The following is a 22,663-nucleotide window of genomic DNA, read 5'->3' as shown; positions in this document are numbered from 1 at the left end:
CTTCAGACAATGCTTTCGCATTGACCGGCAAGGCCATGAAATGCCATATTTTCCGGCAATTTCTACCGGCGCGGTCGCAGGCGCGCCGCGCGATTTGACCGGGGAAACTGCCGCTTGTAACGAATCGGGAAAGAGTTTTACCTCTTGGTAAAAATTCCAACCGAAGACCAGCAACAGGGATAGGCATCAGATGACAACGGGAACCTTCACGGTATCGCGGCGCGGGCTGCTTCTGGGTGGGGCGGCGGCAACGGTGGCGGCGAACCTGCCGCGCGCTGGCCTGGCACAAGAGCCGATCAGGATGGCGGGCATCTACACGGTGCCGGTGGAACAGCAATGGGTCAGCCGCATCCACATCGCCGCCGAGGCGCTGAAGGCGGCGGGGACGGTGGATTACACCTACACCGAAAATGTGGCGAACACCGACTATCCCCGCGTGATGCGCGAATATTGCGAGGCGGGGGTCAAGCTGATCGTGGGCGAGATCTTCGGCGCCGAGGCCGAGGCGCGCGAGGTCTGCGCGGAATACCCGGATGTGGCCTTCCTGCTGGGGTCGTCCTTCATGCCGGACGAGGCCGCGAACCCCAACCTCGCGGTCTTCGACAACTACATCCAGGACGCGGCTTATCTCTCGGGCATCGTCGCGGGCGGCATGACCAAGGGCAATATCGGCATGGTCGGCGGCTTCCCGATACCGGAGGTCAACCGGCTGATGAACGCCTTCATGGCCGGCGTTCGCGAGGTGAAGCCGGAGACGAAATTCCAGGTCAGCTTCATCGGGTCCTGGTTCGATCCGCCCAAGGCCAAGGAGACCGCCTTTGCCATGATCGACGGGGGCGCGGACCTGATGTATGCTGAACGTTTCGGCGTGTCGGACGCGGCCAAGGAGCGGGGCGTTCTGGCCATCGGCAACGTGATCGACACGCAACCGGATTACCCGGAGACGGTCGTCACCTCGGCCCTGTGGCATTTCGAGCCCACGCTGAACGCCGCCGTCGCTGCGGTGCAGGCCGGGACGTTCAAGGCGGCGAATTACGGCACCTATTCCTTCATGCGCGAGGGCGGCTGTTCGCTGGCACCGCTGGGCACCTTCGAGGACAAGGTTCCCGCCGAGATCAAGGCTCTGGTGGCCGAGAAGGAAAAGGCGATCCGCGACGGCAGCTTTACCGTGACCATCGACGACAGCGAGCCGAAATCGTCGTGAGCCGGGACAGCGGGGCGGAAGTCGTTCTTCGCCTTGACCGGATCACCAGGCGCTTCGGCGCGCTGACGGCCAACGACGCCGTGTCGCTGACCCTGCGGCGCGGCGAGGTGGTGGCGCTGCTTGGGGAAAACGGCGCGGGCAAGACCACGCTGATGAACATCCTTTTCGGTCACTATGTGGCCGATGCGGGGTCGGTCGAGGTGTTCGGCCGCCCCCTGCCCCCCGGCAACCCGCGCGCGGCGCTGGCGGCGGGGGTGGGGATGGTGCACCAGCATTTCAGCCTGGCGGGCAACCTGACGGTGCTGGAGAACATCCGTCTGGGGACCGAGGGGCTGTGGTCTCGGTCGCGTGCGGGCGCGCGGGAGAAGGTGGCGCGGCTGTCGCGGGACTTCGGGCTGGCGGTCGATCCCGATGCCAGGGTGGGCCGCCTGTCGGTGGGCGAACGCCAGCGGGTGGAAATCCTGAAGGCGCTTTACCGCGACGCGCGGATCCTGATCCTGGACGAGCCGACGGCGGTGTTGACCCCGCAGGAGGCGGAGGCGCTGTTTGCCACTTTGCGGAAGGCGACGGCGCGGGGGCTGTCGGTGATCTTCATCAGCCACAAGCTGCACGAGGTGATGGCGATTGCCGACCGTTGCGTGGTGCTGCGCCATGGCCGGGTGGTGGGCGAAGTGGATACCCATGCGACCGACAAGGCCGCGCTGGCGGCGCTGATGGTCGGGGGGGAACTGTCCCTGCCGCGCGCCGAGGCGCGGGTGCCGGGGGCGGTGCTGATGCGGCTGGACCAAGTCTCGACGCCCGACCGCGGCGCGGCGCCGGGACTGAAGGCGGTGACGCTGGAGCTGCGGGCGGGGCAGATCACCGGGCTTGCCGGGGTCTCGGGCAACGGGCAGGCGGCGCTGGCCGAGATCGTGGGCGGGCTGGCCCTGCCCGCCGCGGGGCACCTGTGGCTGCATGGGCAGGAGCCGGAGACCTGGACCCCGCGCGAGGCCTTGGCGCGCGGCGTGGCGCGGATCCCGGAGGACCGGCACCATCAGGGGTCGATTGCGGACTTTGACCTGACCGAGAATGCGGTGCTGGAGGGGTATCGCACGCGATTCTCGCGGCGCGGCTGGATGGACTGGCGGGCGGCGCGGGCCTTTGCGGAAGGGATCATCAAGGGCTATGACGTGCGCTGTCCGGGGCCGGAGACGCGGATCAGGCTGCTCTCGGGCGGGAACATGCAGAAGCTGATCCTGGGCCGCGCACTGGCGCCGGGGCCGGAGATCATCCTGGCCAACCAGCCGGTGCGGGGGCTGGATGTGGGCGCGATTGCCTATGTGCAGGCGCAGCTGATCGCGGCGCGCGACCGGGGGGCGGCGGTGTTGCTGATTTCGGAAGACCTGGATGAAATCATGAGCTTGTCTGACGTCGTTCATGTGATTTCTCAAGGCCGTCTTTCCCCGGCCTTTGCGCGTGGGACGATGACGGCGGCGGAATTGGGCCTGTGGATGGCAGGGCAGAAGTTCGAGGAAGCGCATGCGGCTTGAGGCGATCCCCAACCCCTCGGCGGCGCGCAAGATTGGGCTGCCGGCGCTGGCGCTGCTCGCCACGCTGGGAGTCGCCATGCTGCTGGCGCTGATCGCGGGGGCGAACCCTTTCGCGGTGCTGGGCCAGATCGCGCGGGGGGCGCTGGGGTCGAAGCTGGCGATTCTCGAAACCCTGAATCGCGCGACGCCGCTGATCTTCACCGGGCTGGCGGTGGCCGTGGCCTTCCGGGCAAAGCTGTGGAACATCGGTGCGGAGGCGCAGCTTTACGCGGGCGCAATCATGGCCGTGGTGCTGGGCACCGGCGCGCTGGGAAGCCCGCTGGTCCTGCCCGTCTCGGCGGGGGCCGCGATGCTGGCGGGGGCGGCGCTGCTGCTGGGGCCGGTGCTGCTGAAAACCCGGCTGGGGGTGGACGAGGTGGTGACGACCCTGCTGCTGAACTTCATCATGCTTCTCTTCGTCAGCTACCTGCTGGAAGGCCCGATGAAGGACCCGATGGGCATGGGCTGGCCGAAGTCCCCTGCCCTGATCCCCGAGGCCCGCCTGCCGCGCATCGTGGAGGGCTTGCGGCTGCACTGGGGCTTTGCGCTGGCGATCATCGCGGCGGTCGCGGTCTGGGTGATCCAGACCCGTACCACGCTGGGCTTCGAAATCCGCGCCGTTGGGCAGAACCCGGAGGCCGCGCGGTTCGCAGGCATGCCGGTCAACGCGGTGCTGGTGAAAACCGCCCTTTTGTCCGGGGGGCTGGCCGCGCTGGCCGGGTGGTCCGAGGTGGCCGGGCTGAAGGGGCATCTGTCGTCGGACCTGTCGCCTGGCTTCGGCTACACGGGGATCATCGTGGCGATGCTGGCGCTCTTGCATCCCCTGGGCGTGGTGGTGACGGCGATCTTCGTGGCGGGGATTTTCGTCGGGTCGGACGCGATGAGCCGGGCGGCGGGGGTGCCGACCTATATCGCCGACATGCTGCTGGCGACGGCACTGCTGTTCATGGTGCTGGCGATCCTTCTCACCAGGGTGCGGGTGGTGCGGGGATGAGCGAGATTGTCGATATCCTCATTTCGGCCAGTTTCTGGGCGGCGGTGATCCGCATCGCCTCTCCGCTGATCCTGGCCACCATGGGGGAACTCATCTGCGAACGCGCGGGCGTGCTGAACCTCGGGATCGAGGGGATCATGGTCATCGGCGCCTTCACCGGCTGGATGGCGGTCTATCAGGGGATGCCGCTTTGGGGCGGGGTCGCGGTGGCGATGGCGGCGGGGATGCTGTTCGGGCTCTTGCATTCGGTGCTGACCGTGCCCTTCGGCCTGTCGCAGCATGTGGTGGGGTTGGGGGTGACGCTGCTGGCCACGGCCTCGGCCTCTTTCGCCTATCGGCTTATGCTGCCGCAGGTGACCAGCCCGCCGAAGATCACACCCTTCCAGCCGCTTTACATTCCCGGCCTGTCCGACCTGCCCTGGCTGGGGGCGGCGCTGTCGCAGACCGCGCTGACCTGGTTCGCCTTTGCGGTGGCGGGGCTGGTGGCCTTCACGCTTTATCGCACACCTTTGGGGCTGGCGGTGCGGGCGGTGGGCGAGAACCCGGCGGCGGTCGAGGCGCAGGGGCTGTCGGTCACCGGCCTGCGGATGGGGGCGGTGATCGTGGGATCGGGGCTGATGGCGGTGGGGGGCGCGTTCCTGACGCTGTCGGCCTTCTCCAGCTTCTTCTTCGAGATGGTGAACGGGCGGGGCTGGATCTGCATCGCGCTGGTCGTCTTCGGCGCCTGGAAGCCCGGCAAGGCGGTGCTGGGGGCGATCCTGTTCGCGGCCTTCGACGCGCTTCAGATCCGGTTGCAGCAGACGGCGCTGGGGGCGGTGCTGCCCTATCAGCTGTTCCTGGCCCTGCCCTTCCTGCTGTCGATCCTGGCACTGATCCTGATGTCGCGGCGGGCCGAGGTGCCGGCGGCGCTGATGGTGCCCTACAACAAGGGAGAACGGTAGATGTTCGATCTGCTGGTGAAGGGCGGCACCCTGCCCGACGGGACGGTGGCCGATATCGGCATCAGGGGCGACCGGATCGCGGCGGTGGGCAAGCTGGAGGCCGAGGCGGCGCGCGTGATCGACGCGACCGGAGACCTGGTGTCCCCGCCCTTCGTCGATCCGCATTTCCATATGGACGCGACGCTGAGCTACGGCCTGCCGCGGGTGAATGCGAGCGGGACGCTGCTGGAAGGCATCGCGCTGTGGGGAGAGCTGCGCGAGATCGCCACGGTGGAGGAGATGGTGGAGCGCGCGCTGCGCTACTGCGACTGGGCGGTCAGCATGGGGTTACTCGCGATCCGCACCCATGTCGATACCACGCCCGACCATCTGCGCGGGGTCGAGGCGATGCTGGAGGTGAAGCGTCGGGTGGCGCCCTATCTGGACCTGCAACTGGTGGCCTTCCCGCAGGACGGGCTTTACCGGACGAAGACCGGGCGGCAGAACCTTCTGCGCGCGCTGGACATGGGCTGCGACGTGGTGGGCGGCATCCCGCATTTCGAGCGCACGATGGAGGAAGGCGCCGAGTCGCTGCGCGATCTGGCGCGGATCGCCGCCGAGCGCGGGCTGATGTGGGACGTGCATTGCGACGAGACCGACGACCCGATGAGCCGCCATGTGGAAACCATGGCGCGCGAGGTGACGCGGCACGGGCTGGGGGGCCGGGCGGCGGGCAGCCATCTGACCAGCATGCATTCGATGGACAATTACTATGTGTCCAAGCTTTTGCCGCTGATCGCCGAAAGCGGGATGACGGCGATCCCGAACCCCTTGATCAACATCACGTTGCAGGGCCGCCATGACAGCTACCCCAAGCGGCGGGGGCTGACGCGGGTGAAGGAGATGCAGGCCCTGGGCATCCCCGTAGGCTGGGGACAGGACTGCGTGCTGGACCCCTGGTATTCGCTTGGCACGGCGGACATGCTGGATGTGGCCTTCATGGGCCTGCATGTCGCGCAGATGACCCATCCCCTTGAAATGGCGCGCTGTTTCACCATGGTGACCGAGACCAATGCGCAGATCATGGGCCTGCCGGACTATGGGCTGCACCCCGGCTGCCTGGCCAGTCTCGTCGTCCTGGACGCAGGCACCCCGGTCGAAGCCTTGCGCCTGCGACCGGACCGGCTGGCCGTGGTGTCGAAGGGCCGGCTGGTGGCCAGCCGCCAGCGCAACGACGCCCGGATGCGCCTGGCGGGACGGCCCGAAACGCTGCGCCGCAGGCTGAACTGAGCCGGCGGGCGGCGCGCGCCGCCCCATCAGAGGCGCCGCGCAAAATTCGTTCCCGTTGCGAAACAACAGGGCCGATAGCAGGCCGGCATTGCCCGCGGCACGGGTCGCGTGGACACCCTTCTCGCAAAGGTTGAGTATCCCCATCCTTCAAAACTCCTCTGGATCGCCCCATTTTCGCCGTCATCCACAACCATGACGGTTGAAGTGAATTGGTGCGTTTGTGTGGACGATTGTTCGTGCGCCGGGGTCTGTCGATAGGGACATAGCATCCAGGAGGTCCAAGGCGCCGGAAATCAGGCACCCGTGGCAGAAGGAAATGCGAGATGGCGCAGCAAACGGCGGCAGAACCCGCGAGCGATGAGGTCGATGACCTGATCGACGAACTGCAGCCAGGGGCCAAGCTGCTGAAGGGTCAGTACACGATCACCCGATACATCAACTCGGGCGGTTTCGGCATCACCTATCTGGCCAAGGACAGCCTGGACCGCGATGTGGTGATCAAGGAGTGTTTCCCCTCTTCGGTCTGCCGCCGGTCGAAGGTCATGGTCGCGGCCCGGTCGCGGGCACATACGGCAGAACTGCGGGCGATCGTCCAGCTTTTCGTGCGCGAGGCGCGCAGCCTGGCCAAGATCGTGCATCCCAACATCGTCTCGGTCCACCAGGTGTTCGAGGACAACGGCACCGCCTACATGGCGCTGGACTACATCGACGGGCTGGACCTGCAACAGATCATCGACGGCGAAGGCAAGCGCCCCACACCGGCCGAGATCGTGGTGCTGACCGAAAAGCTGCTCAAGGCGGTGGGCTTCATCCACCAGAATGACATGCTGCACCGCGACATCTCGCCCGACAACGTGCTGATCGACAAGAAGGGCGAGCCGATCCTGATCGACTTCGGCGCCGCGCGCGAGAAGGCCAGCCAGACCAATCGCGCCATGTCGGCGCTGCGGGTGGTGAAGGATGGCTACAGCCCGCAGGAATTCTACATCGCCGGGTCCGAACAGGGACCGTGGAGCGACCTCTACGCGCTGGGGGCCACGCTCTACCACCTGATTTCCGGCGAGGCCCCGGTCAACGGGCAGGCCCGGCTGGGGGCGCTGGCCGAGGACCGGCCCGATCCCTACACCCCGCTGGCCGGCCGCTTCCCGGGCTATCCCGCCGGCTTCCTCGAGGCGATCGACCGCGCCCTGTGCACGCTGCCGAAGCAGCGGTTGCAGACGGCCGACGCCTGGCTGGCGATGTTCAGCAGGCAGCCGGCGGCGGCCGAACCCGAGCCGGGCACCGAGGACGCGGTGCATCGCCTGGTCAATGACTTCCAGCGCGAGGAAGCGCAGGTCGCGGCCCAGCCGGTCGCGCCCGCGCGGCCGGTCTCGCAGCCGCAGCCAGCCGCCTCCGCGGCGCCGGCGGCGGTCGCGCCCGCCCGAAAAAGCCCGCTGCCCATGCTGGCCGGCGGGGTTCTCGTCGTGGCCCTGGCAGGTGGGGTCTATGCCTTCCTCGGGGGCGGCCCGCAGGCCCCGGGTGCAGCCCGCGAGGCCGGTGCGGCAACCGGCACCGCGGCTGTCGTGCAAGGCAGCACTGCAGGCACCCCGACCCGCGGTACCGCCCCCGATACTGCCACGGCGACGGCATCGGAACCTGCGACAGAAACCGCAGTCGCGCCAGCGGTGGAGACCGCCGCAGCGACCGTCAGCGCGCCTGGCCTGACGACATCGGCGGCACCGGCGATCGAGCCGGCACCAGCGCCCGAATCCTCGACCGTGGCCGAGGCGGCGCAGGTTGCGTCCGATCCGGCCCCCGCGGCGGAAACGGCTGCGGCGACGGCGGAACCCGCCGCGGAAGCCGCCCCAGAAGCGGCCGTCGGAACCGCCACGGCAGAAGCCATCGCAACCGAACCGGCTGTCACCGAAACCGCCGCCGCCGCGCCCGAGCCGGCGGCCGAGCCTGCCGCCGCGCCCGCGGTTGAAGTCAAAGGCACTCCTGCCGCGAATCAGATCGCCTTTGCGGCCTGGGACGCCGAACTTCCCTTCACCGCCGATGACCGGATCATGGGCGGCAAGCCGACCCCCGTCGTGCTGCGCGTGTCTCCAGACGCCAATCTGGCCGAGGTCGGCAACTGGCTGCAACGCGGCCTGCTCATCTACGGCGTGAACGGAACGCCGACCCCGACCGGCACTGCGCTGACCGCGGCCATCCTGAATGCGATGCAGGTCGATCCGGACGGCAAGGCGCGGCTTGTGGTGGAATATGCCGGGTCGGACCTGAAACGGCAGACCGGCCTGCTGACCGTCGGCGCCGTGCGCCTTGTCGGTCTGGTGAACGGTGTCAGCGTCCGCACCGCCGTGATCGACGGCGCCTGGACCACCACAGTCACCGGCGTCACCCGGCCCCAGCTTACCACGCTGCGCCAGGGCGACATCCTGTTCCGGGACAAGACCACCGGCATCCCGCTCAGCACGCCGGATGCGCTAGAAACCATCCTGCGCGACCTGGTGGCGCGCGGGGCGATGCAGACCGAATTCTCGATCATCCGCAATGGCAAGGTGGACGCGGCCACCCTGCAGCTGGCGGCAGCCGAGGCTCCATGACCATGGCAGGCGGCCAACCGATGCCCCATTCGGCCGGCTCTGCCCCGCAGCAGGCGGCCGAGCGTCTTGCCCCCGCCCGCCCTGGCGCCAGGAGCGAGTCGCGACCGCCGTCGCTGGACCCGCTGGTGCTGGCGCTTGGCCAGGCGGCCCGTCGCGCGCAGGCCGCCGCCCGGGACGGCGCAGGTCCGGCCGGTCGGCAGGGCTGAAGCCGATGGCTGACGAATGCCCCGGAGCGATGCAGGTCAGGACGACAATCGCCGCGCGGACGCAGAAGGGTCCGACGGAACAAGGAGCAAGGAACATGAAAGTCTCGCGCATTCTTCTGCTTTGCGGCACGGCCCTGCTGCTTTGCGGCGGCGCGGCGCAGGCGCAAGAGGCCTGCACGACCTACAAGGTGCAACCCGGTGACAACCTGCGCCGGATCGCCAACAAGGCCTATGGCGACAGCGATCTCTACCGGCGGATCTATGACGCCAACATCAAGGTGATCGGCGCCAAGGCCGATCTGATCGAGATCGGGGCCATGCTGGTCATCCCCTGCGCCGAAACGGCGGCCGAAGCCCCGGCCGCAGCCCCAGCCGAAGCCCCGTTCGAGGCCCAGCCCGAAAGCGTCATCCCGGTCAGCGCGACGCCCGAAACCCTTCCCGCCGCCCCTGCCCCGGCCGAACGGCCGATCGCCTTCGTGACCGGCAACGGCTACGCGCCCTTTGCCGACAAGTCCCTGCCGGGCGGCGGCATGATGACCCAGCTGGTCGAGATGGCGATCTTCCGCGCCGACCCCGCCATCCCGTACAACCTGAGCTTCGTCTCGGACTGGCAGGCGCATATCGACGCGCTTCTGCCCTCGGGCGCCTATGACCTGAGCTTTCCCTGGATCCGCCCCGACTGCGAGAGCGGCATGCTGTCGCCCGGCGACCAGGTGCGCTGCAACGACTTTGCCTTTTCCGGCCCGTTCTACGAGATCGTCGATGCCTATTTCGCCACCCGCGACAGCGGCCTGCTGGGCGCCACCAGCTATGCCGAGTTCGAGCGCAAGCGGATCTGCCGGCCCGAGGGCTTTACCGCGGGCGTGCTGGAGGCCGCCGGCCTGACCGCAAGCACGGTGACGCTGGTGCGCGGCGAGAATGTGAAGGAATGTTTCCGCGCTCTGGCTGCGGGCGAGGTGGACCTGGTTTCAGTCGATTCCGAGGTCGGCGACGCCACGATCGCGAAGCTGGGGCTGATCTCGACCATCGGCCAGAACCCGCATCTTTCGACGATCCTCAGCCTGCATGTGATCGCGCACAAGTCGAACCCCCGCGCCGTGGCCATGCTGGGCAAGCTGGATGCCGGGGTGATCGAGATGTACGAATCCGGCGAATGGTACGACATCGTCTCCACCGCGCTGAGCAAGCAGCGCCAGGCGGAATAGACCATGCGGACCGAAGCCCGCCAGGCCGAAAGCGTCACCCCCGGATGGTCGCGCCCCGGTGTTTCCGCACTTGCGCCAATTGACCATGCCTTCGCCTTATTCGCGCCATGTCTGCAATCCTAAGCTGCAACAGATTTGGTATTGTTTCTGTAGCAGCACGGTATCAGCCCCCTAGAGACACGATGAGGAACCCTGCCATGAAGACCACTTCGCAACTGCACCGGCTTCCGATCCTCGCGGCTGCGATGATTGCGTTGCCCTTCGTCGCTTCGGCGCAGCAAGCCTGCACCACCTATACCGTTCAGGTCGGCGACACGCTGGGCTCGATCGCCCAGGCCGCCTACGGCACCTTCGACTACCAGATGATCTTCAACGCCAACCGCGACGCGCTGGCCGCGAACCCGAACAGCCTGCCGGCCGGGCTGCAACTGATCCTGCCCTGCGAGGACGGCCGTCTGACGCCCGACCAGCAGTTGAGTGCAGTCATCGAATCGGAAACGCAGAAGAAGGCGGCCACCGCCAAGAAGTCCAACGTCTACGAGCCGCCGCTGAAGTTCGTCACCTCGAACAACTGGAAGCCCTTCACCGACGAATCCTTGCCCGGCGGCGGCATCTTCGTGCGCATGGCCGCCACCGCGATGCAGCGCGGCGGCAACGACCGGGACTATACCGTCGCCTATGTCGATCACTGGATGTCGCATATCGACGTGCTGCTGCCCTCGGGCGCCTTCGACGTGTCGATCGCCTGGGAAGCGCCGGATTGTTCGAAGCTGGACATGCTGGGCGAGTTCTCGGCGCGGATGTGCACCGAGTTCGACTTCTCGCTGCCGATCTACGAGGCCGCCTATACCTTCAACACCCTGCCCGACAGCAAATATGCCAATGCGCGGTCCTTCGCGGAATATGCCGGCGCCAGGATCTGCCGTCCCGAGGCCTGGCCGCTGGGCGACCTGGAAGTGCAGGGCCTGACTCCGCCCATCGTGGAATATGTCGCGCCGAAGAACCCGATCGACTGCGCCAACATGCTGCTGAAGGGCGAGGTGGACATCTATTCGATCGAGACCGAAACCTCGGTGGCCAACTTCAAGGAACTTGGTGTGACCGACCAGATCGCGACCAACCCGGCCCTGGCCACCTTCATCTCGTACCACTTCCTGACCTCGAAGAGCAATCCGCGCGGCCGGGTCTATATCGCCATGCTGAACCGCGGCATCACCGAGATGCGCGAATCCGGCGAATGGTATGACATCCTGGCCACCGGGCTGGCGGAATACAACAAGATGACCCAGTAAACCTGTCGGGTTCCTCCCGCCTGCATCCGAAGGCCCCGGTCCTGGCGACCGGGGCCTTCTGCATTTGCGGCGGGAGGGGCCGGATCGCAACATGGATGCTTGGAACGTTCGTTCCATGTGCTATGTTGGCCCTGCCGCACCACCGAGAGCCGCCATGCCGACCGACCTGCACCCCATCGTCCCGCGCGACCCGCCCCGGACGGTCGCGGCGTTCCGGGACCGGCTGCGAGAGCTGAACGGCCGGTTGCCGCGCCGGTTGCAGCAATGCGCCGATCATGTCGCGCGCAATCTGGACAGCATCGCGCTGTCCACGGTGGCACAGGTCGCCCAGGCGGCCGAGGTGCCGCCTTCGGCAATGATGCGGTTCTGCCAGATCATGGGGTTTTCCGGCTATGCCGAGATGCAGCGCCTGTTCCGCGAGGCCCTGTCGCGCGGCATGCCGGACTATGCGACGCGGCTTGCCAACCTGAAAGCGGGAGGGGCGGGCCACGCCTCGACCCTGGTGGCCGAATTCGTCGAGGCCGGGCGCCAGTCGATGGAGGCTCTGGCGCGGGATCTGGATGAAACTTCGTTGACTCAAGCGGTTGACCTGCTTGCGCGGGCGCGGACGATCCATCTTGCAGGCTTCCGGCGGTCGTTTCCGGTGGCAAGCTATCTGAGCTATGTCTTCGACAAGCTGGGCGTTGCGGCGGTGTTGCACGATGGAGTCGCAGGTCTGGGCCAGCGGTCGCTGCTGCGGCCGGGCGATGCGCTGCTGGCGATCACCTTCGCGCCCTATTCCGAGGAAACGCTGGCCCTGGCCGCGGATGCGCGGGCGGCGGGGATGCCGGTGGTCCTGCTGACAGATCCGCCCGCGACGCGGCTTGCCCCGGTCGCGGATATCGTGCTGACAGTGACCGAGATCGACTTCGGCGCCTTCCGGTCCCTGTCCGCCACCATCGCGCTGGCCCTGTCGCTGGCCGTCGCCGTGGCCGCGCGGCGCGACACTTAGCGCTTTCCCGACCCGGAGAAATGGAATAAACATTCCATCATCAGGGGCGACTCGGCCCCCGCCGGAGCTGCCCGTCATGTCCCAGTCCAAGACCCTTGACGTCATCACCATCGGCCGGTCCTCGGTGGACCTTTACGGCGCGCAGGTGGGCGGGCGGCTGGAGGACATGGGGTCGTTCCAGAAATACATCGGCGGGTCCCCTACCAACATGGCGGCAGGGACCGCGCGACTGGGCTTGCGTTCGGCACTGATTACCCGGGTCGGCGATGAGCACATGGGCCGGTTCATCCGCGAGGAACTGGCGCGCGAGGGCGTGGACGTGCGGGGCGTGAAGACGGACCCTGAACGGCTGACGGCGCTGGTCCTGCTGGGCATCCGCGACGACAGGCAGTTCCCGCTGATCTTCTACCGGGAGAACTGCGCCGACATGGCGCTGTGCGAGGACGACATCGACGAAGGCTTCATCGCCGAGGCGCGGTCGGTCGTGGCCACCGGCACGCACCTCAGCCATCCGCGCACCGAGGCGGCGGTGCTGAAGGCGCTGACGCTGGCGCGGAAGCACGGGTTGCAGACGGCGCTGGACATCGACTACCGCCCGAACCTCTGGGGGCTGGCCGGGCATGGCGACGGGGAAAGCCGGTTCATCGAAAGCGCCGCCGTCACCGCCAAGCTGCAATCGACGCTGCATCTGTTCGACCTGATCGTCGGCACCGAGGAAGAGTTCCACATCGCCGGCGGCACGACCGACACCATCGCGGCCCTGCGCGCGGTGCGGGCGGTGTCGCAGGCGACGCTGGTCTGCAAGCGCGGGCCGATGGGGGCCGTGGCCTTCACCGGCGCGATCCCCGACAGTCTGGACGCGGGCGAGACCGGCCCCGGTTTCCCGATCGAGGTCTTCAACGTCCTGGGCGCAGGCGACGGGTTCATGTCGGGCCTGTTGAAAGGCTGGCTGGATGGCGAGCCCTGGCCGGTCGCCCTGACATACGCCAATGCCTGCGGGGCCTTCGCGGTCAGCCGCCACGGCTGCACCCCGGCCTATCCCAGCTGGGAGGAATTGCAGTTCTTCCTGCGCCGCGGCGTGGTGGAAAAGGCCCTGCGCAAGGATGCGGCGCTGGAGCAGATCCACTGGGCCACGAACCGGCATGGCGACTGGTCCACGATGCGCGTCTTCGCCTTCGACCACCGGATGCAGCTGGAGGAGATGGAGGGCGCGACGCCGGAAAGGATCGGCGCGTTCAAGGCCTTGTGCCTGCAAGCCGCGCTGACTGTGGCGGACGGCAAGCCGGGCCATGGCATCCTCTGCGACAGCCGTCTGGGGCGCGAGGCGCTCTATCGCGCTGCCGGCACGGGTCTGTGGATCGGGCGGCCGGTGGAATGGCCGGGCTCGCGCCCGCTGACGCTGGAACCCGAGCTTGGGCCGGATTTCGGCGGCCTTCAGGAATGGCCGCTGGAGCATGTGGTGAAGGTGCTGTGCTTCTATCACCCCGACGACAGCGCCGAGATGAAGGCCGCGCAGGAGGACACCGTCCGTCGCCTGTTCCATGCCGCGCGCCGCAACCGGCTGGAGCTGCTTCTGGAGATCATCCCCTCGAAGGTCGGCCCGGTGACGGACGAGACCAGCGCGCAGGTGATCCAGCGGTTCTACGATCTGGGCATCTATCCCGACTGGTGGAAGCTGGAGCCTTTCGCAACCGCGAAGGCCTGGGAGAACGCCTGCGCCGCCATCGAACGGAACGACCCCCATGTGCGCGGCGTCGTGGTCCTTGGCCTCGATGCCGCCGAGGCCGACCTGGCCGCCTCGTTCCGGCTTGCGGCGCGGCAACCGCTGGTGAAAGGCTTTGCCGTGGGCCGCACGATCTTTGCCGACGCGGCGCGCGCCTGGTTCAAGGGCGAGATCACCGATGGGGCGGCGGTCTCGGTGATGGTAGAGAGATATGCGCGGCTGTGCGCCCTGTGGGACGCGGCGCGCGAGGGAGGGAAGAAATGACCACGATCCGCCTGACTGCTGCCCAGGCCCTGGTGCGCTGGCTGTCGCTGCAACAGGCCGAGGACGGCAGCCGTTTCATCGAGGGCGTCTGGGCGATCTTCGGCCACGGCAACGTGGCCGGCCTGGGCGAGGCGCTGCATGCCCACCGCGACGCGCTGCCCACCTGGCGCGGGCACAATGAGCAGACCATGGCGCATACGGCCATCGCCTATGCCAAGGCATCGCGGCGCCGCAAGGCGATGGCGGTGACGACCTCGATCGGGCCGGGGGCGACGAACCTTGTCACGGCGGCGGCGCTGGCGCATGTGAACCGGATTCCGGTCCTGTTCATCCCCGGCGATGTCTTTGCCAGCCGCGCCCCCGACCCGGTGCTGCAACAGGTCGAGGATTTCGGCGACGGGATCGTCAGCGCGAACGACTGCTTCCGCCCCGTGGTGCGCTATTTCGACCGGATCAGCCGGCCGGAGCACGTGCTGACCGCCCTGCCCCGCGCCTTGCAGGTGATGACCGACCCCGCGACCTGCGGGCCGGTCTGTCTGGCCTTCTGCCAGGACACCCAGGCCGAAGCCTTTGATTACCCGGTGGAATTCTTCCAGCCGCGCGTCTGGCACATCCGCCGCCCGGAACCCGACCAGCGCGAGCTGGAGGCTGCGGTGGCAACCCTGAAAGCCGCGCAGAACCCGCTGATCGTGGCGGGCGGCGGGGTGATCTATTCCGGTGCCGAGGCAACATTGCGCGACTTTGCCCGCACCCACAACATCCCCTTCGTGGAAACCCAGGCGGGCAAGGGCATCGCCTCGTGGGAGGAGCGGCTGAACTTCGGCACGCCGGGCGTCACCGGCTCGGACTGCGGCAACAAGCTGGCGGCCGAGGCGGATGTGGTGCTTGCCGTGGGCACGCGGTTGCAGGATTTCACCACCGGCAGCTGGACGATCTTCAAACGACCGGGGCGCCGGATCCTGTCGGTCAACGTGCAGCCGCATGACGCGACCAAGCGCGGCGCGCAGCCCCTGGTCGCCGATGCCAGGGTCGCGCTGGAGAAGCTGTCGGCGGCTTTGGGCGCTCACCGCTTTGCCGACCCCGATTTCGCGGCGCGGGAGGCCTGGTTCAAGGCGACCGACGCGGTGATGGCGGCGCCGAACCGCAACCTTTTGCCCTCGGATGCGCAGGTGGTGGGGGCGGTGAACCGCGCGGCCACGCCGCAGACGCTGGTGATGGGGGCAGCGGGCTCGATGCCGGGGGTGCTGCACACGCTCTGGCGCGGGTCGGAGGGTGGCTATCACATGGAATACGGCTTTTCCTGCATGGGCTATGAAATCGCGGGGGCTCTGGGGATCAAGATGGCGCTGCCCGACCGCGAGGTGATCTGCATGGTGGGCGACGGGTCCTACATGATGGCCAACAGCGAACTGGCGACGGCGGTGATGATGGGCGTGCCCTTCACCGTGGTCCTGACCGACAACCGCGGTTTCGGCTGCATCAACCGCTTGCAGAAGCACACCGGCGGCGCGCCGTTCAATAACCTGCTGGACGATGCCTGGCATGTGAACGCGAGCCGGATCGACTTTGTCGCCCATGCCGGGTCGATGGGGGCGAAGGTGGTGAAGGCGGGCGGGATCGCCGAGCTGGAGGCGGCTCTGGCCGATGCCCGCGGCGCCAGCATCCCCACGGTCATCGTGATCGACACCGATCCCGGTCCGGGCACCGGCGCGGGCGGGTCGTGGTGGGAGGTCGGCGTGCCCGAGGTCTCTACCCGCAAGGAAGTGCTGGCGGCCCGCAAGGAACATGAAGCGGCGGCCCGCGCCCAAAGGCTTGTGAACTGAGGACAATATGACCGTAAGGATCGGGATTTCCCCCATCAGCTGGCAGAACGACGACCTGCCGGACCTGACCGCCGCCTACACGATGGAGCAGGCCCTGCGCGAGGCGCGCGAGATCGGCTATACCGGCGTCGAACGCGGGCGGCGGATGCCGGCGGACACCGAGGGGTTGCGGTCCTATCTGACCGCGAACGGGCTGTTCCTGTGCGGCGGCTGGTGTTCCGGCAATCTTCTCGTCAACGACGTGAAGACGGAAATCGAGGCGGTGCGCCAGCAGGTCCAGCAGTTCGCGGCGCTGAAGGCCCCCTGCATCGTCTATGCGGAATGTTCCAACACCGTGCAGGGCAACATCGCCGTGCCGGTGAACAACCGCCCGAAATTCGCCGCCGCCGACGTGCGGGCCTATGGGGCGAAGCTGTCGGAACTGGCGAAATGGATGGCGGATCAGGGCGTGACGCTGGCCTACCACCACCACATGGGGTCGTTCATCGAAAGCGAAGACGACGTGAACGCGCTGATGGAGGGCTCCACGCCGGAGGTGAAGCTGCTGTTCGACACCGGGCACCTGCTGTTCGGCGGGGCCGATGTGATGCGGGTGCTGAACCGCTGGGCGGACCGGGTGCATCATGTCCATTTCAAGGACATCCGGCCCGATGTGGTGGCGGAGGTGCGGGCGAATAACCGCAGCTTTCTGGATGCAGTGATCGCCGGGGCCTTCACCGTGCCGGGCGACGGTTGCATCGACTTTCAGGCGGTGGCCGACAAGCTGAAGGCGATGGATTACCACGGCTGGATCGTGGTCGAGGCCGAGCAGGACCCGGCCAAGGCCCCGCCCTACGAGTATTCCAAGATGGGCTACGAGCACATCCTGAAGGTCTGCGCCCAGGCCGGGCTGACCATCGACCATTCGCGCCCGACGTAAGGGGAACGCCATGCCCGACCTCCTCCGCCACCCGACCGGCACCCGCGGCAAGGTGCACGAGATCACCCCGGCCAATGCGGGCTGGGGTTATGTCGGCTTCACGCTCTACCGGCTGGAGCCGGGCGATGTGGCCGAGGAAGCAACCGGCGAGACCGAGGTGATCCTGGTCCTGGTCGAGGGCAAGGCGACGGTTCAGGCGGCGGGCCAGGACTGGGGCGAGATGGGCGCGCGGATGGATGTGTTCGAGAAGACCCCGCCGCATTGTCTTTACGTTCCGAACGGCCAGAGCTGGCGGGCGGTGGCGACCACCCCCTGCACGCTTGCCGTCTGCAAGGCGCCCGGCAGGGGCGGCCACCCGGCGCGGCGGCTGGGGCCGGAGGGGATCGAACTGACCCCGCGTGGCAAGGGCACGAACACGCGCCATGTGAACAACATCGCGATGGAGGGCCGCGAGGTGGCCGACAGCCTGCTGGTGACCGAGGTCTTCACGCCCGCCGGGCACTGGTCGTCCTATCCGTCCCACCGGCACGACGAGGACGACTTTCCCCGGATGACCTATCTGGAGGAAACCTATTATCACCGGCTGAACCCGGCCCAGGGCTTCGGCATCCAGCGGGTCTATACCGAGGACGGGGCGCTGGATCAGACGATGGCGGTAAAGAACCACGATGTCGTGCTGGTGCCGAAAGGGCATCACCCCTGCGGGGCGCCCTATGGCTATGAGATGTATTACCTGAACGTCATGGCCGGGCCGATCCGCAAGTGGCGGTTCCAGAACGACCCCGATCACGACTGGATCGCCCAGCGCGACGCCTGACTGATGTCGTCCGCTCGTCGTGCGTGGTCGCTTGTCCTCGCCGGGCCGCGCGCGAGGAGAAGACGACGTCGCACGACCAGCCGCCTTTGCCTTGAAGGCCGCGCGGGCCTCGTCTAATCAGGGGCAGACCGGAAGGAACCCCCCAGACCATGCGCATCCTGATCACCAATGACGACGGCATCAACGCGCCCGGGCTGGAGGTTCTGACCGAGATCGCCACCCAGATTGCCGGGCCGGACGGAGAGGTCTGGACCGTCGCCCCGGCCTTCGAACAATCGGGCGTCGGGCATTGCATCAGCTACACCCACCCGATGATGATCGCCGAGCTTGCTCCGCGCCGCTTTGCCGCCGAAGGCAGCCCGGCCGATTGCGTGCTGGCGGCGATCTACGACGTGCTGGACGGGGCGAAACCCGACCTCGTGCTGTCGGGCGTGAACCGGGGCAACAACGCGGCCGAGAACGTGCTTTACTCCGGCACCATCGGCGGGGCGATGGAGGCGGCCTTGCAGGGGGTGCCCGCCATCGCGCTGTCGCAGTTCTTCGGGCCGGAGAATGCGCGTCTGGCCGATCCGTTCGAAAGCGCCCGGGTGCATGGCGCGAGCGTGGTCAGGGCGCTGCTGGACAAGGGGCTCTGGACCGAAGCCGATTACCGGGTCTTCTACAACGTGAACTTCCCGCCCCTGCCTGCGGCAATGACACGGGGGATGAAGGTGGCCGCCCAGGGTTTCCGGCGCGACACCGCCTTCTCGGTCGATCCGCATATCTCGCCCTCGGGCCGGCGGTTCCTGTGGATCAAGGGCGGGCACCAGCACACGCCCACCCTGCCCGGCACCGATGCGGCGGTGAACCTGGATGGCTTCATCTCGGTCACGCCGATGCGCGCCGACCTGACGGCGCATGATCTGCTGTCTGACCTCGAGGCCCGGCTCGCATGAGCGACGGAGCGGAGGACCATCCGACCTCCGAAGAGCTTGCCGAACGCAAGATGCGCTTTCTCTTTGCCCTCCGCTCGCGCGGGGTGACCGACACCCGCGTCCTGACCGCGATGGAGAAGATCGACCGCGGCCTCTTCGTGCGCAACATCTTTGCCGACCGCGCCTACGAGGACATGCCGCTGCCCATCGCCTGCGGCCAGACGATCAGCCAGCCCTCGGTGGTAGGGCTGATGACGCAGGCCTTGCAGGTCAGCCCGCGCGACACGGTGCTGGAGGTGGGCACGGGGTCCGGCTATCAGGCGGCGATCCTGTCGCAGCTGGCGCGGCGGGTCTATACGGTGGATCGCTACCGACGGCTGGTGCGCGAGGCGGCCGAGCTGTTCCGCCGGCTGGACCTGGTGAACATCACCGCGATCCCGGCCGACGGCTCGCACGGGCTGCCAGATCAGGCGCCCTTCGACCGGATCATCGTGACCGCCGCGGCCGAGGATCCGCCCGGGCCGCTGCTGGAGCAGCTGAAGCCCGGCGGCATCATGGTGGTGCCGGTCGGCCAGTCCGATACGGTGCAGGCGCTGATCAAGGTCACGCGGACCTCACGCGGGTTTGATTACGAGGAACTTCGCCCAGTGCGCTTTGTTCCACTGGTAGAGGGGATGGGCTCCGAGTAGACTGCGGGGCCACAGAACCGGGGCAAACCCGGGCGACGGAAGATCAGGCGGGACCAGATGGCAAGAACCACAAGATTTCGGGCGGGCATCCTTATGGGCGCGGGCGCGCTGGCCCTGTCGGGCTGCATCGACACCGGGGCGCTGGACTGGGATCTGCGGCGGGGCGCCGGCGATACCTCGGAAGCGGCACGCCAGGCGACTGCGGCGGCGCCGACACCGGACGCGAACGGGATCATCTCTTATCCCGGCTATCAGATGGCCACGGCGCGGCGCGGCGAGACCGTCGCCACCATGGCGGGCCGGCTGGGCATGAACCCCGAGGAACTGGCGCGGACCAACGCGCTGCGCGCGACCGATCCCCTGCGCGAAGGCGAGATGCTGTTGCTGCCGAGGCGCGTGGCGGCCAGTCCGCAGCCGGTCGTGATCGGCGGCAGCGCCCCCATGGCCGGAGGCGGCACCGCTGGCGCAATCGACGTGACCGCGATCGCGACGACGGCGCTGGACACTGCCGCCCCGGCGACACGACCGGCAGGCGGGGCTTCGCCCGCGGCCTCGAAGCCGGTCGCGGGTCAGCCGCTGACCCACCGCGTCGCGCGGGGCGAGACCGCCTTCACCATCGCGCGGACCTACAATGTCTCGGCCAAGGCGCTGGCCGACTGGAACCAGCTTGGCCCGGACATGGCGGTGCGGGAAGGTCAGACGCTGATCATTCCGGTCGCGACCGGTCCGGCGCCGAACCCCGAACCGGTGCCCACGCCTCCGGGGGCGGGCAGCCCCACGCCCGAGCCGCCGTCGGCGAAGAAACCCCTGCCCGACGAGAAGACCGAGCCGACAGGCACCAAGCCCAAGGGCACGCCGCCGTCGCCGGACCTCGGTGCGGCGAAATCCACACCCTCGAAGATGGCGATGCCGGCCTCGGGCAAGATTATCCGCGGCTATGACGCGAAGAAGAACCAGGGCATCGACATCGCCGCCGCAGCCGGCAGCCCTGTCGTGGCGGCCGAGGCGGGGACGGTGACGGTGATCTCGTCGGATACCACCGGCAAGGGTATCGTCATCATCCGCCATCCGGGCGACCTGCTGACGGTCTATGTCGGGTTGAACGGCATGACGGTGAAGAAGGGCGACACGGTCAAGCGCGGCCAGACGATCGGCAAGGTGGCACCCGGCGATCCGCCCTTCGTGCATTTCGAGGTGCGCAACACCTCGAAGCAGAGCTTCGATCCGGTGGGCTACCTTCAGTAGGGAAGGCGGAGTTTGAAAAACTCCGCACCGGAGCCCCTGCGGGCTCCGGACCGATTTCCGAAGGAAATCGGCCTGTCCGCGCGGTCAGGCCCGCAGGCGCACCCCTTCGCGGGCGGCAAGGTCGCAGAAGAACTGCCAGGCGACCCGGCCCGACCGCGCCCCGCGCGTGGCCTGCCATTCCACCGCTTCGGCGCGCAGGCGCTCTTCGGGGATCTGGACCCCATGCGCCGCGCAATAGCCGCGGATCATCTCCAGATAGTCGTCCTGGCTGCACGGATGGAACCCCAGCCACAGCCCGAAACGGTCCGACAGCGAGACCTTCTCCTCTACCGCCTCGGACGGGTTGATCGCGGTGGAGCGTTCGTTCTCGATCATGTCGCGCGGCATCAGATGGCGGCGATTGCTGGTCGCGTAGAACAGCACATTCTCCGGTCGGCCCTCGATGCCGCCGTCCAGCACCGCCTTCAGCGATTTGTAATGCTGGTCATCGTGGCTGAAGGAAAGGTCGTCGCAGAACAGAAGGAACCGGTGCGGCGCGGCGCGCAGATGCGCCAGCAGGCGCTGGACCGAGGGCAGATCCTCGCGGCTGAGTTCGACGATCTTCAGGTCATGGCCTTCCGCCCGCACGGCGGCATGGACCGCCTTGACCAGGCTCGACTTCCCCATCCCCCGCGCGCCCCAGAGCAGCGCGTTGTTCGCGGGCAGCCCGGCGGCGAAATGCCGGGTGTTCTCCAGCAGCGTGTCCCGCGCCCGGTTCACGCCCACCAGCAGCGACAGGTCCACCCGCGCCACCTGCGCGACGGGTTCCAGCCGGTCGGGCCCCGTATGCCAGACGAAGGCCTCGGCCGTGAAGTCCGGTGCGGGCATCGGCGCCGGGGCCAGCCGTTCCAGCGCCGCCGCGATCCGGTCCAGGGGGTCGTTCACGCCGGCTTCTCCGTCTCGTCGCTGTCCTCGTCCTCGTCCCACAGGCCCTCGGCACGCAGCTCGGCCTCGCGCTTCTTCTCGATCCGGCGGATCAGGAAGATCGAGACCTCATAGAGCGGATAGACGGCGAAGAAGAGGATCAGCTGGCTCATCACGTCGGGCGGCGTGACCAGGGCCGCGACGATCAGGATCAGGACGATGGCATATTTGCGCATCCCCGCCAGACCGCGCGACGAGGCAAGCCCCGCCTTGCCCATCAGCGTCAGCAGGACCGGCAGCTGGAAGCACAGGCCGAAGGCGATGATCAGCTTCAGGCTGATGTCCAGGGTCTCGTTCACCTTGCCCTGGAAGATGATCTCGATGCCAGAGCTCGGTGCGGCTGCCGGAACATCCGGCGGCGTATCGGTGACCAGGGGCGCCAGCACCGACAGGATCGAGGCGCTGTCGGCGAAGCCCAGAAAGAACCGCATCGCGATGGGCGTCACCACGTAATGCGCGAAGGTCGCCCCCAGCAGGAACAGCACCGGAGAGGCGATCAGGAAGGGCAGGAAGGCCTGCTTCTCGTTGCGGTAAAGCCCCGGCGCCACAAAGCGCCACAGCTGGTAGGCGATCACCGGAAAGCTGACCATCAGCCCGGCCACCACCGAGATATGGACCAGCGTGAAGAAATATTCCTGCGGTGCGGTGTATTGCATCACCGGGTTCGGGTTGCCCAGATCGCGCATCGCGCGTTCGATGGGACCCAGCAGGAAATCGAGGATCGGATCGGCCACCACGAAACAGGCCAGCATCGCCACGATGAAGGCCGAAACCGACCAGATCAGCCGGTTGCGCAGTTCCGCCAGATGCTCCACCAGGGGGGCCGAGCTGTCGTCGATGTCGTCCTTCGCGCTCATGCGGCGTCACCATCCTGCGGGTCGGCCTTCCTGCGGCGGCGACCGGGGGCCTTGGCGGCCGGCGCCGGGGCGGCGCCGGTCGGCGTCGGCTCCGATATGGCGCGCAGCCTGGCCGCAGCCTCGTCCAGCACCGCCTTGCGCGCGGCCTTCTTTTCGTACAGCGCGGCCGTGGCCGGGCCGGCAGCGGCCGGTGC

General features: G+C 67.8%; 19 protein-coding genes and 1 pseudogene. 17 read left to right on the top strand and 3 right to left on the bottom strand.

What is annotated here, in order from left to right; all coding sequences use genetic code 11:
* Positions 1–190: 190 nt before the first annotated feature.
* From G8O29_RS14500 to G8O29_RS14420, 17 genes are all read left to right on the top strand, one after another.
* Complete coding sequence (locus G8O29_RS14500; RefSeq protein WP_166403944.1) at positions 191–1,204, top strand: BMP family protein; 1,014 nt, start codon at positions 191–193, stop codon at positions 1,202–1,204.
* Positions 1,201–2,733: an ABC transporter ATP-binding protein gene (locus G8O29_RS14495; RefSeq protein WP_166403943.1), complete on the top strand. Its 1,533-nt coding sequence runs from the start codon at positions 1,201–1,203 to the stop codon at positions 2,731–2,733. Before G8O29_RS14500 ends, G8O29_RS14495 begins: the two co-directional genes overlap by 4 nt.
* Positions 2,723–3,766, top strand: coding sequence for an ABC transporter permease (locus G8O29_RS14490; RefSeq protein WP_166403942.1), 1,044 nt, complete (start codon positions 2,723–2,725; stop codon positions 3,764–3,766). Before G8O29_RS14495 ends, G8O29_RS14490 begins: the two co-directional genes overlap by 11 nt.
* Positions 3,763–4,707: an ABC transporter permease gene (locus G8O29_RS14485; RefSeq protein WP_166403941.1), complete on the top strand. Its 945-nt coding sequence runs from the start codon at positions 3,763–3,765 to the stop codon at positions 4,705–4,707. The genes G8O29_RS14490 and G8O29_RS14485 overlap by 4 nt, the downstream gene beginning before the upstream one ends.
* Entirely contained in the window at positions 4,708–5,976 is a 1,269-nt protein-coding gene (locus G8O29_RS14480) for an amidohydrolase family protein (RefSeq protein ID WP_166403940.1), read from the top strand.
* A 323-nt stretch (positions 5,977–6,299) separates the two neighbouring features.
* Positions 6,300–8,561, top strand: a complete 2,262-nt coding sequence (locus tag G8O29_RS14475; RefSeq protein ID WP_166403939.1) for a serine/threonine-protein kinase — start codon at positions 6,300–6,302, stop codon at positions 8,559–8,561.
* A gap of 20 nt (positions 8,562–8,581) precedes the next feature.
* On the top strand, positions 8,582–8,767 hold the full coding sequence (locus tag G8O29_RS14470) for a hypothetical protein (protein WP_166403938.1): 186 nt from the start codon (positions 8,582–8,584) through the stop codon (positions 8,765–8,767).
* Between the two features lie 95 nt (positions 8,768–8,862).
* The gene (locus tag G8O29_RS14465; protein WP_166403937.1) at positions 8,863–9,972 is read left to right on the top strand and encodes a transporter substrate-binding domain-containing protein; all 1,110 of its coding nucleotides are present in this window, start codon (positions 8,863–8,865) and stop codon (positions 9,970–9,972) included.
* 197 nt (positions 9,973–10,169) lie between these two features.
* Complete coding sequence (locus G8O29_RS14460) at positions 10,170–11,264, top strand: LysM peptidoglycan-binding domain-containing protein (RefSeq protein WP_166403936.1); 1,095 nt, start codon at positions 10,170–10,172, stop codon at positions 11,262–11,264.
* Between the two features lie 154 nt (positions 11,265–11,418).
* Complete coding sequence (locus G8O29_RS14455) at positions 11,419–12,255, top strand: MurR/RpiR family transcriptional regulator (RefSeq protein ID WP_207623846.1); 837 nt, start codon at positions 11,419–11,421, stop codon at positions 12,253–12,255.
* Between the two features lie 76 nt (positions 12,256–12,331).
* Positions 12,332–14,242, top strand: coding sequence for a bifunctional 5-dehydro-2-deoxygluconokinase/5-dehydro-2-deoxyphosphogluconate aldolase (locus G8O29_RS14450; RefSeq protein ID WP_166403935.1), 1,911 nt, complete (start codon positions 12,332–12,334; stop codon positions 14,240–14,242).
* A complete protein-coding gene (gene iolD, locus G8O29_RS14445; protein ID WP_166403934.1) occupies positions 14,239–16,065 on the top strand; it encodes a 3D-(3,5/4)-trihydroxycyclohexane-1,2-dione acylhydrolase (decyclizing) in 1,827 nt (608 codons plus the stop codon). Before G8O29_RS14450 ends, iolD begins: the two co-directional genes overlap by 4 nt.
* Before the next feature lie 7 nt (positions 16,066–16,072).
* A complete protein-coding gene (gene iolE / locus G8O29_RS14440; protein ID WP_166403933.1) occupies positions 16,073–16,984 on the top strand; it encodes a myo-inosose-2 dehydratase in 912 nt (303 codons plus the stop codon).
* A gap of 10 nt (positions 16,985–16,994) precedes the next feature.
* Positions 16,995–17,801 carry a 5-deoxy-glucuronate isomerase gene (gene iolB, locus G8O29_RS14435; RefSeq protein WP_166403932.1) on the top strand — a complete coding sequence of 269 codons (807 nt, stop codon included), beginning with the start codon at positions 16,995–16,997 and terminating at the stop codon, positions 17,799–17,801.
* A gap of 149 nt (positions 17,802–17,950) precedes the next feature.
* Positions 17,951–18,736, top strand: coding sequence for a 5'/3'-nucleotidase SurE (gene surE, locus G8O29_RS14430; protein WP_166403931.1), 786 nt, complete (start codon positions 17,951–17,953; stop codon positions 18,734–18,736).
* Positions 18,733–19,404 (top strand): protein-L-isoaspartate(D-aspartate) O-methyltransferase, encoded by a 672-nt coding sequence (locus G8O29_RS14425; protein ID WP_166403930.1) that lies wholly within the window; start codon positions 18,733–18,735, stop codon positions 19,402–19,404. Before surE ends, G8O29_RS14425 begins: the two co-directional genes overlap by 4 nt.
* A gap of 57 nt (positions 19,405–19,461) precedes the next feature.
* Entirely contained in the window at positions 19,462–20,649 is a 1,188-nt protein-coding gene (locus G8O29_RS14420) for a M23 family metallopeptidase (RefSeq protein ID WP_207623844.1), read from the top strand.
* An 84-nt stretch (positions 20,650–20,733) separates the two neighbouring features.
* Here the strand turns inward: G8O29_RS14420 and G8O29_RS14415 are convergent, their stop codons facing one another.
* From G8O29_RS14415 to G8O29_RS14405, 3 genes and pseudogenes are all read right to left on the bottom strand, one after another.
* On the bottom strand, positions 20,734–21,573 hold the full coding sequence (locus G8O29_RS14415; protein WP_367890184.1) for an ATP-binding protein: 840 nt from the start codon (positions 21,571–21,573) through the stop codon (positions 20,734–20,736).
* A complete protein-coding gene (gene tatC / locus G8O29_RS14410; RefSeq protein WP_166403929.1) occupies positions 21,570–22,469 on the bottom strand; it encodes a twin-arginine translocase subunit TatC in 900 nt (299 codons plus the stop codon). The genes G8O29_RS14415 and tatC overlap by 4 nt, the downstream gene beginning before the upstream one ends.
* Positions 22,466–22,663 (bottom strand): annotated as a pseudogene (locus G8O29_RS14405) (Sec-independent protein translocase protein TatB); the annotation flags it as partial. The gene tatC and the pseudogene G8O29_RS14405, both read right to left, overlap by 4 nt.

This window comes from Rhodobacter calidifons (genome assembly GCF_011174775.1).
Classification (GTDB): Bacteria; Pseudomonadota; Alphaproteobacteria; order Rhodobacterales; family Rhodobacteraceae; genus Tabrizicola; species Tabrizicola calidifons.
This window is presented reverse-complemented; position numbering and strand designations above follow the sequence as displayed.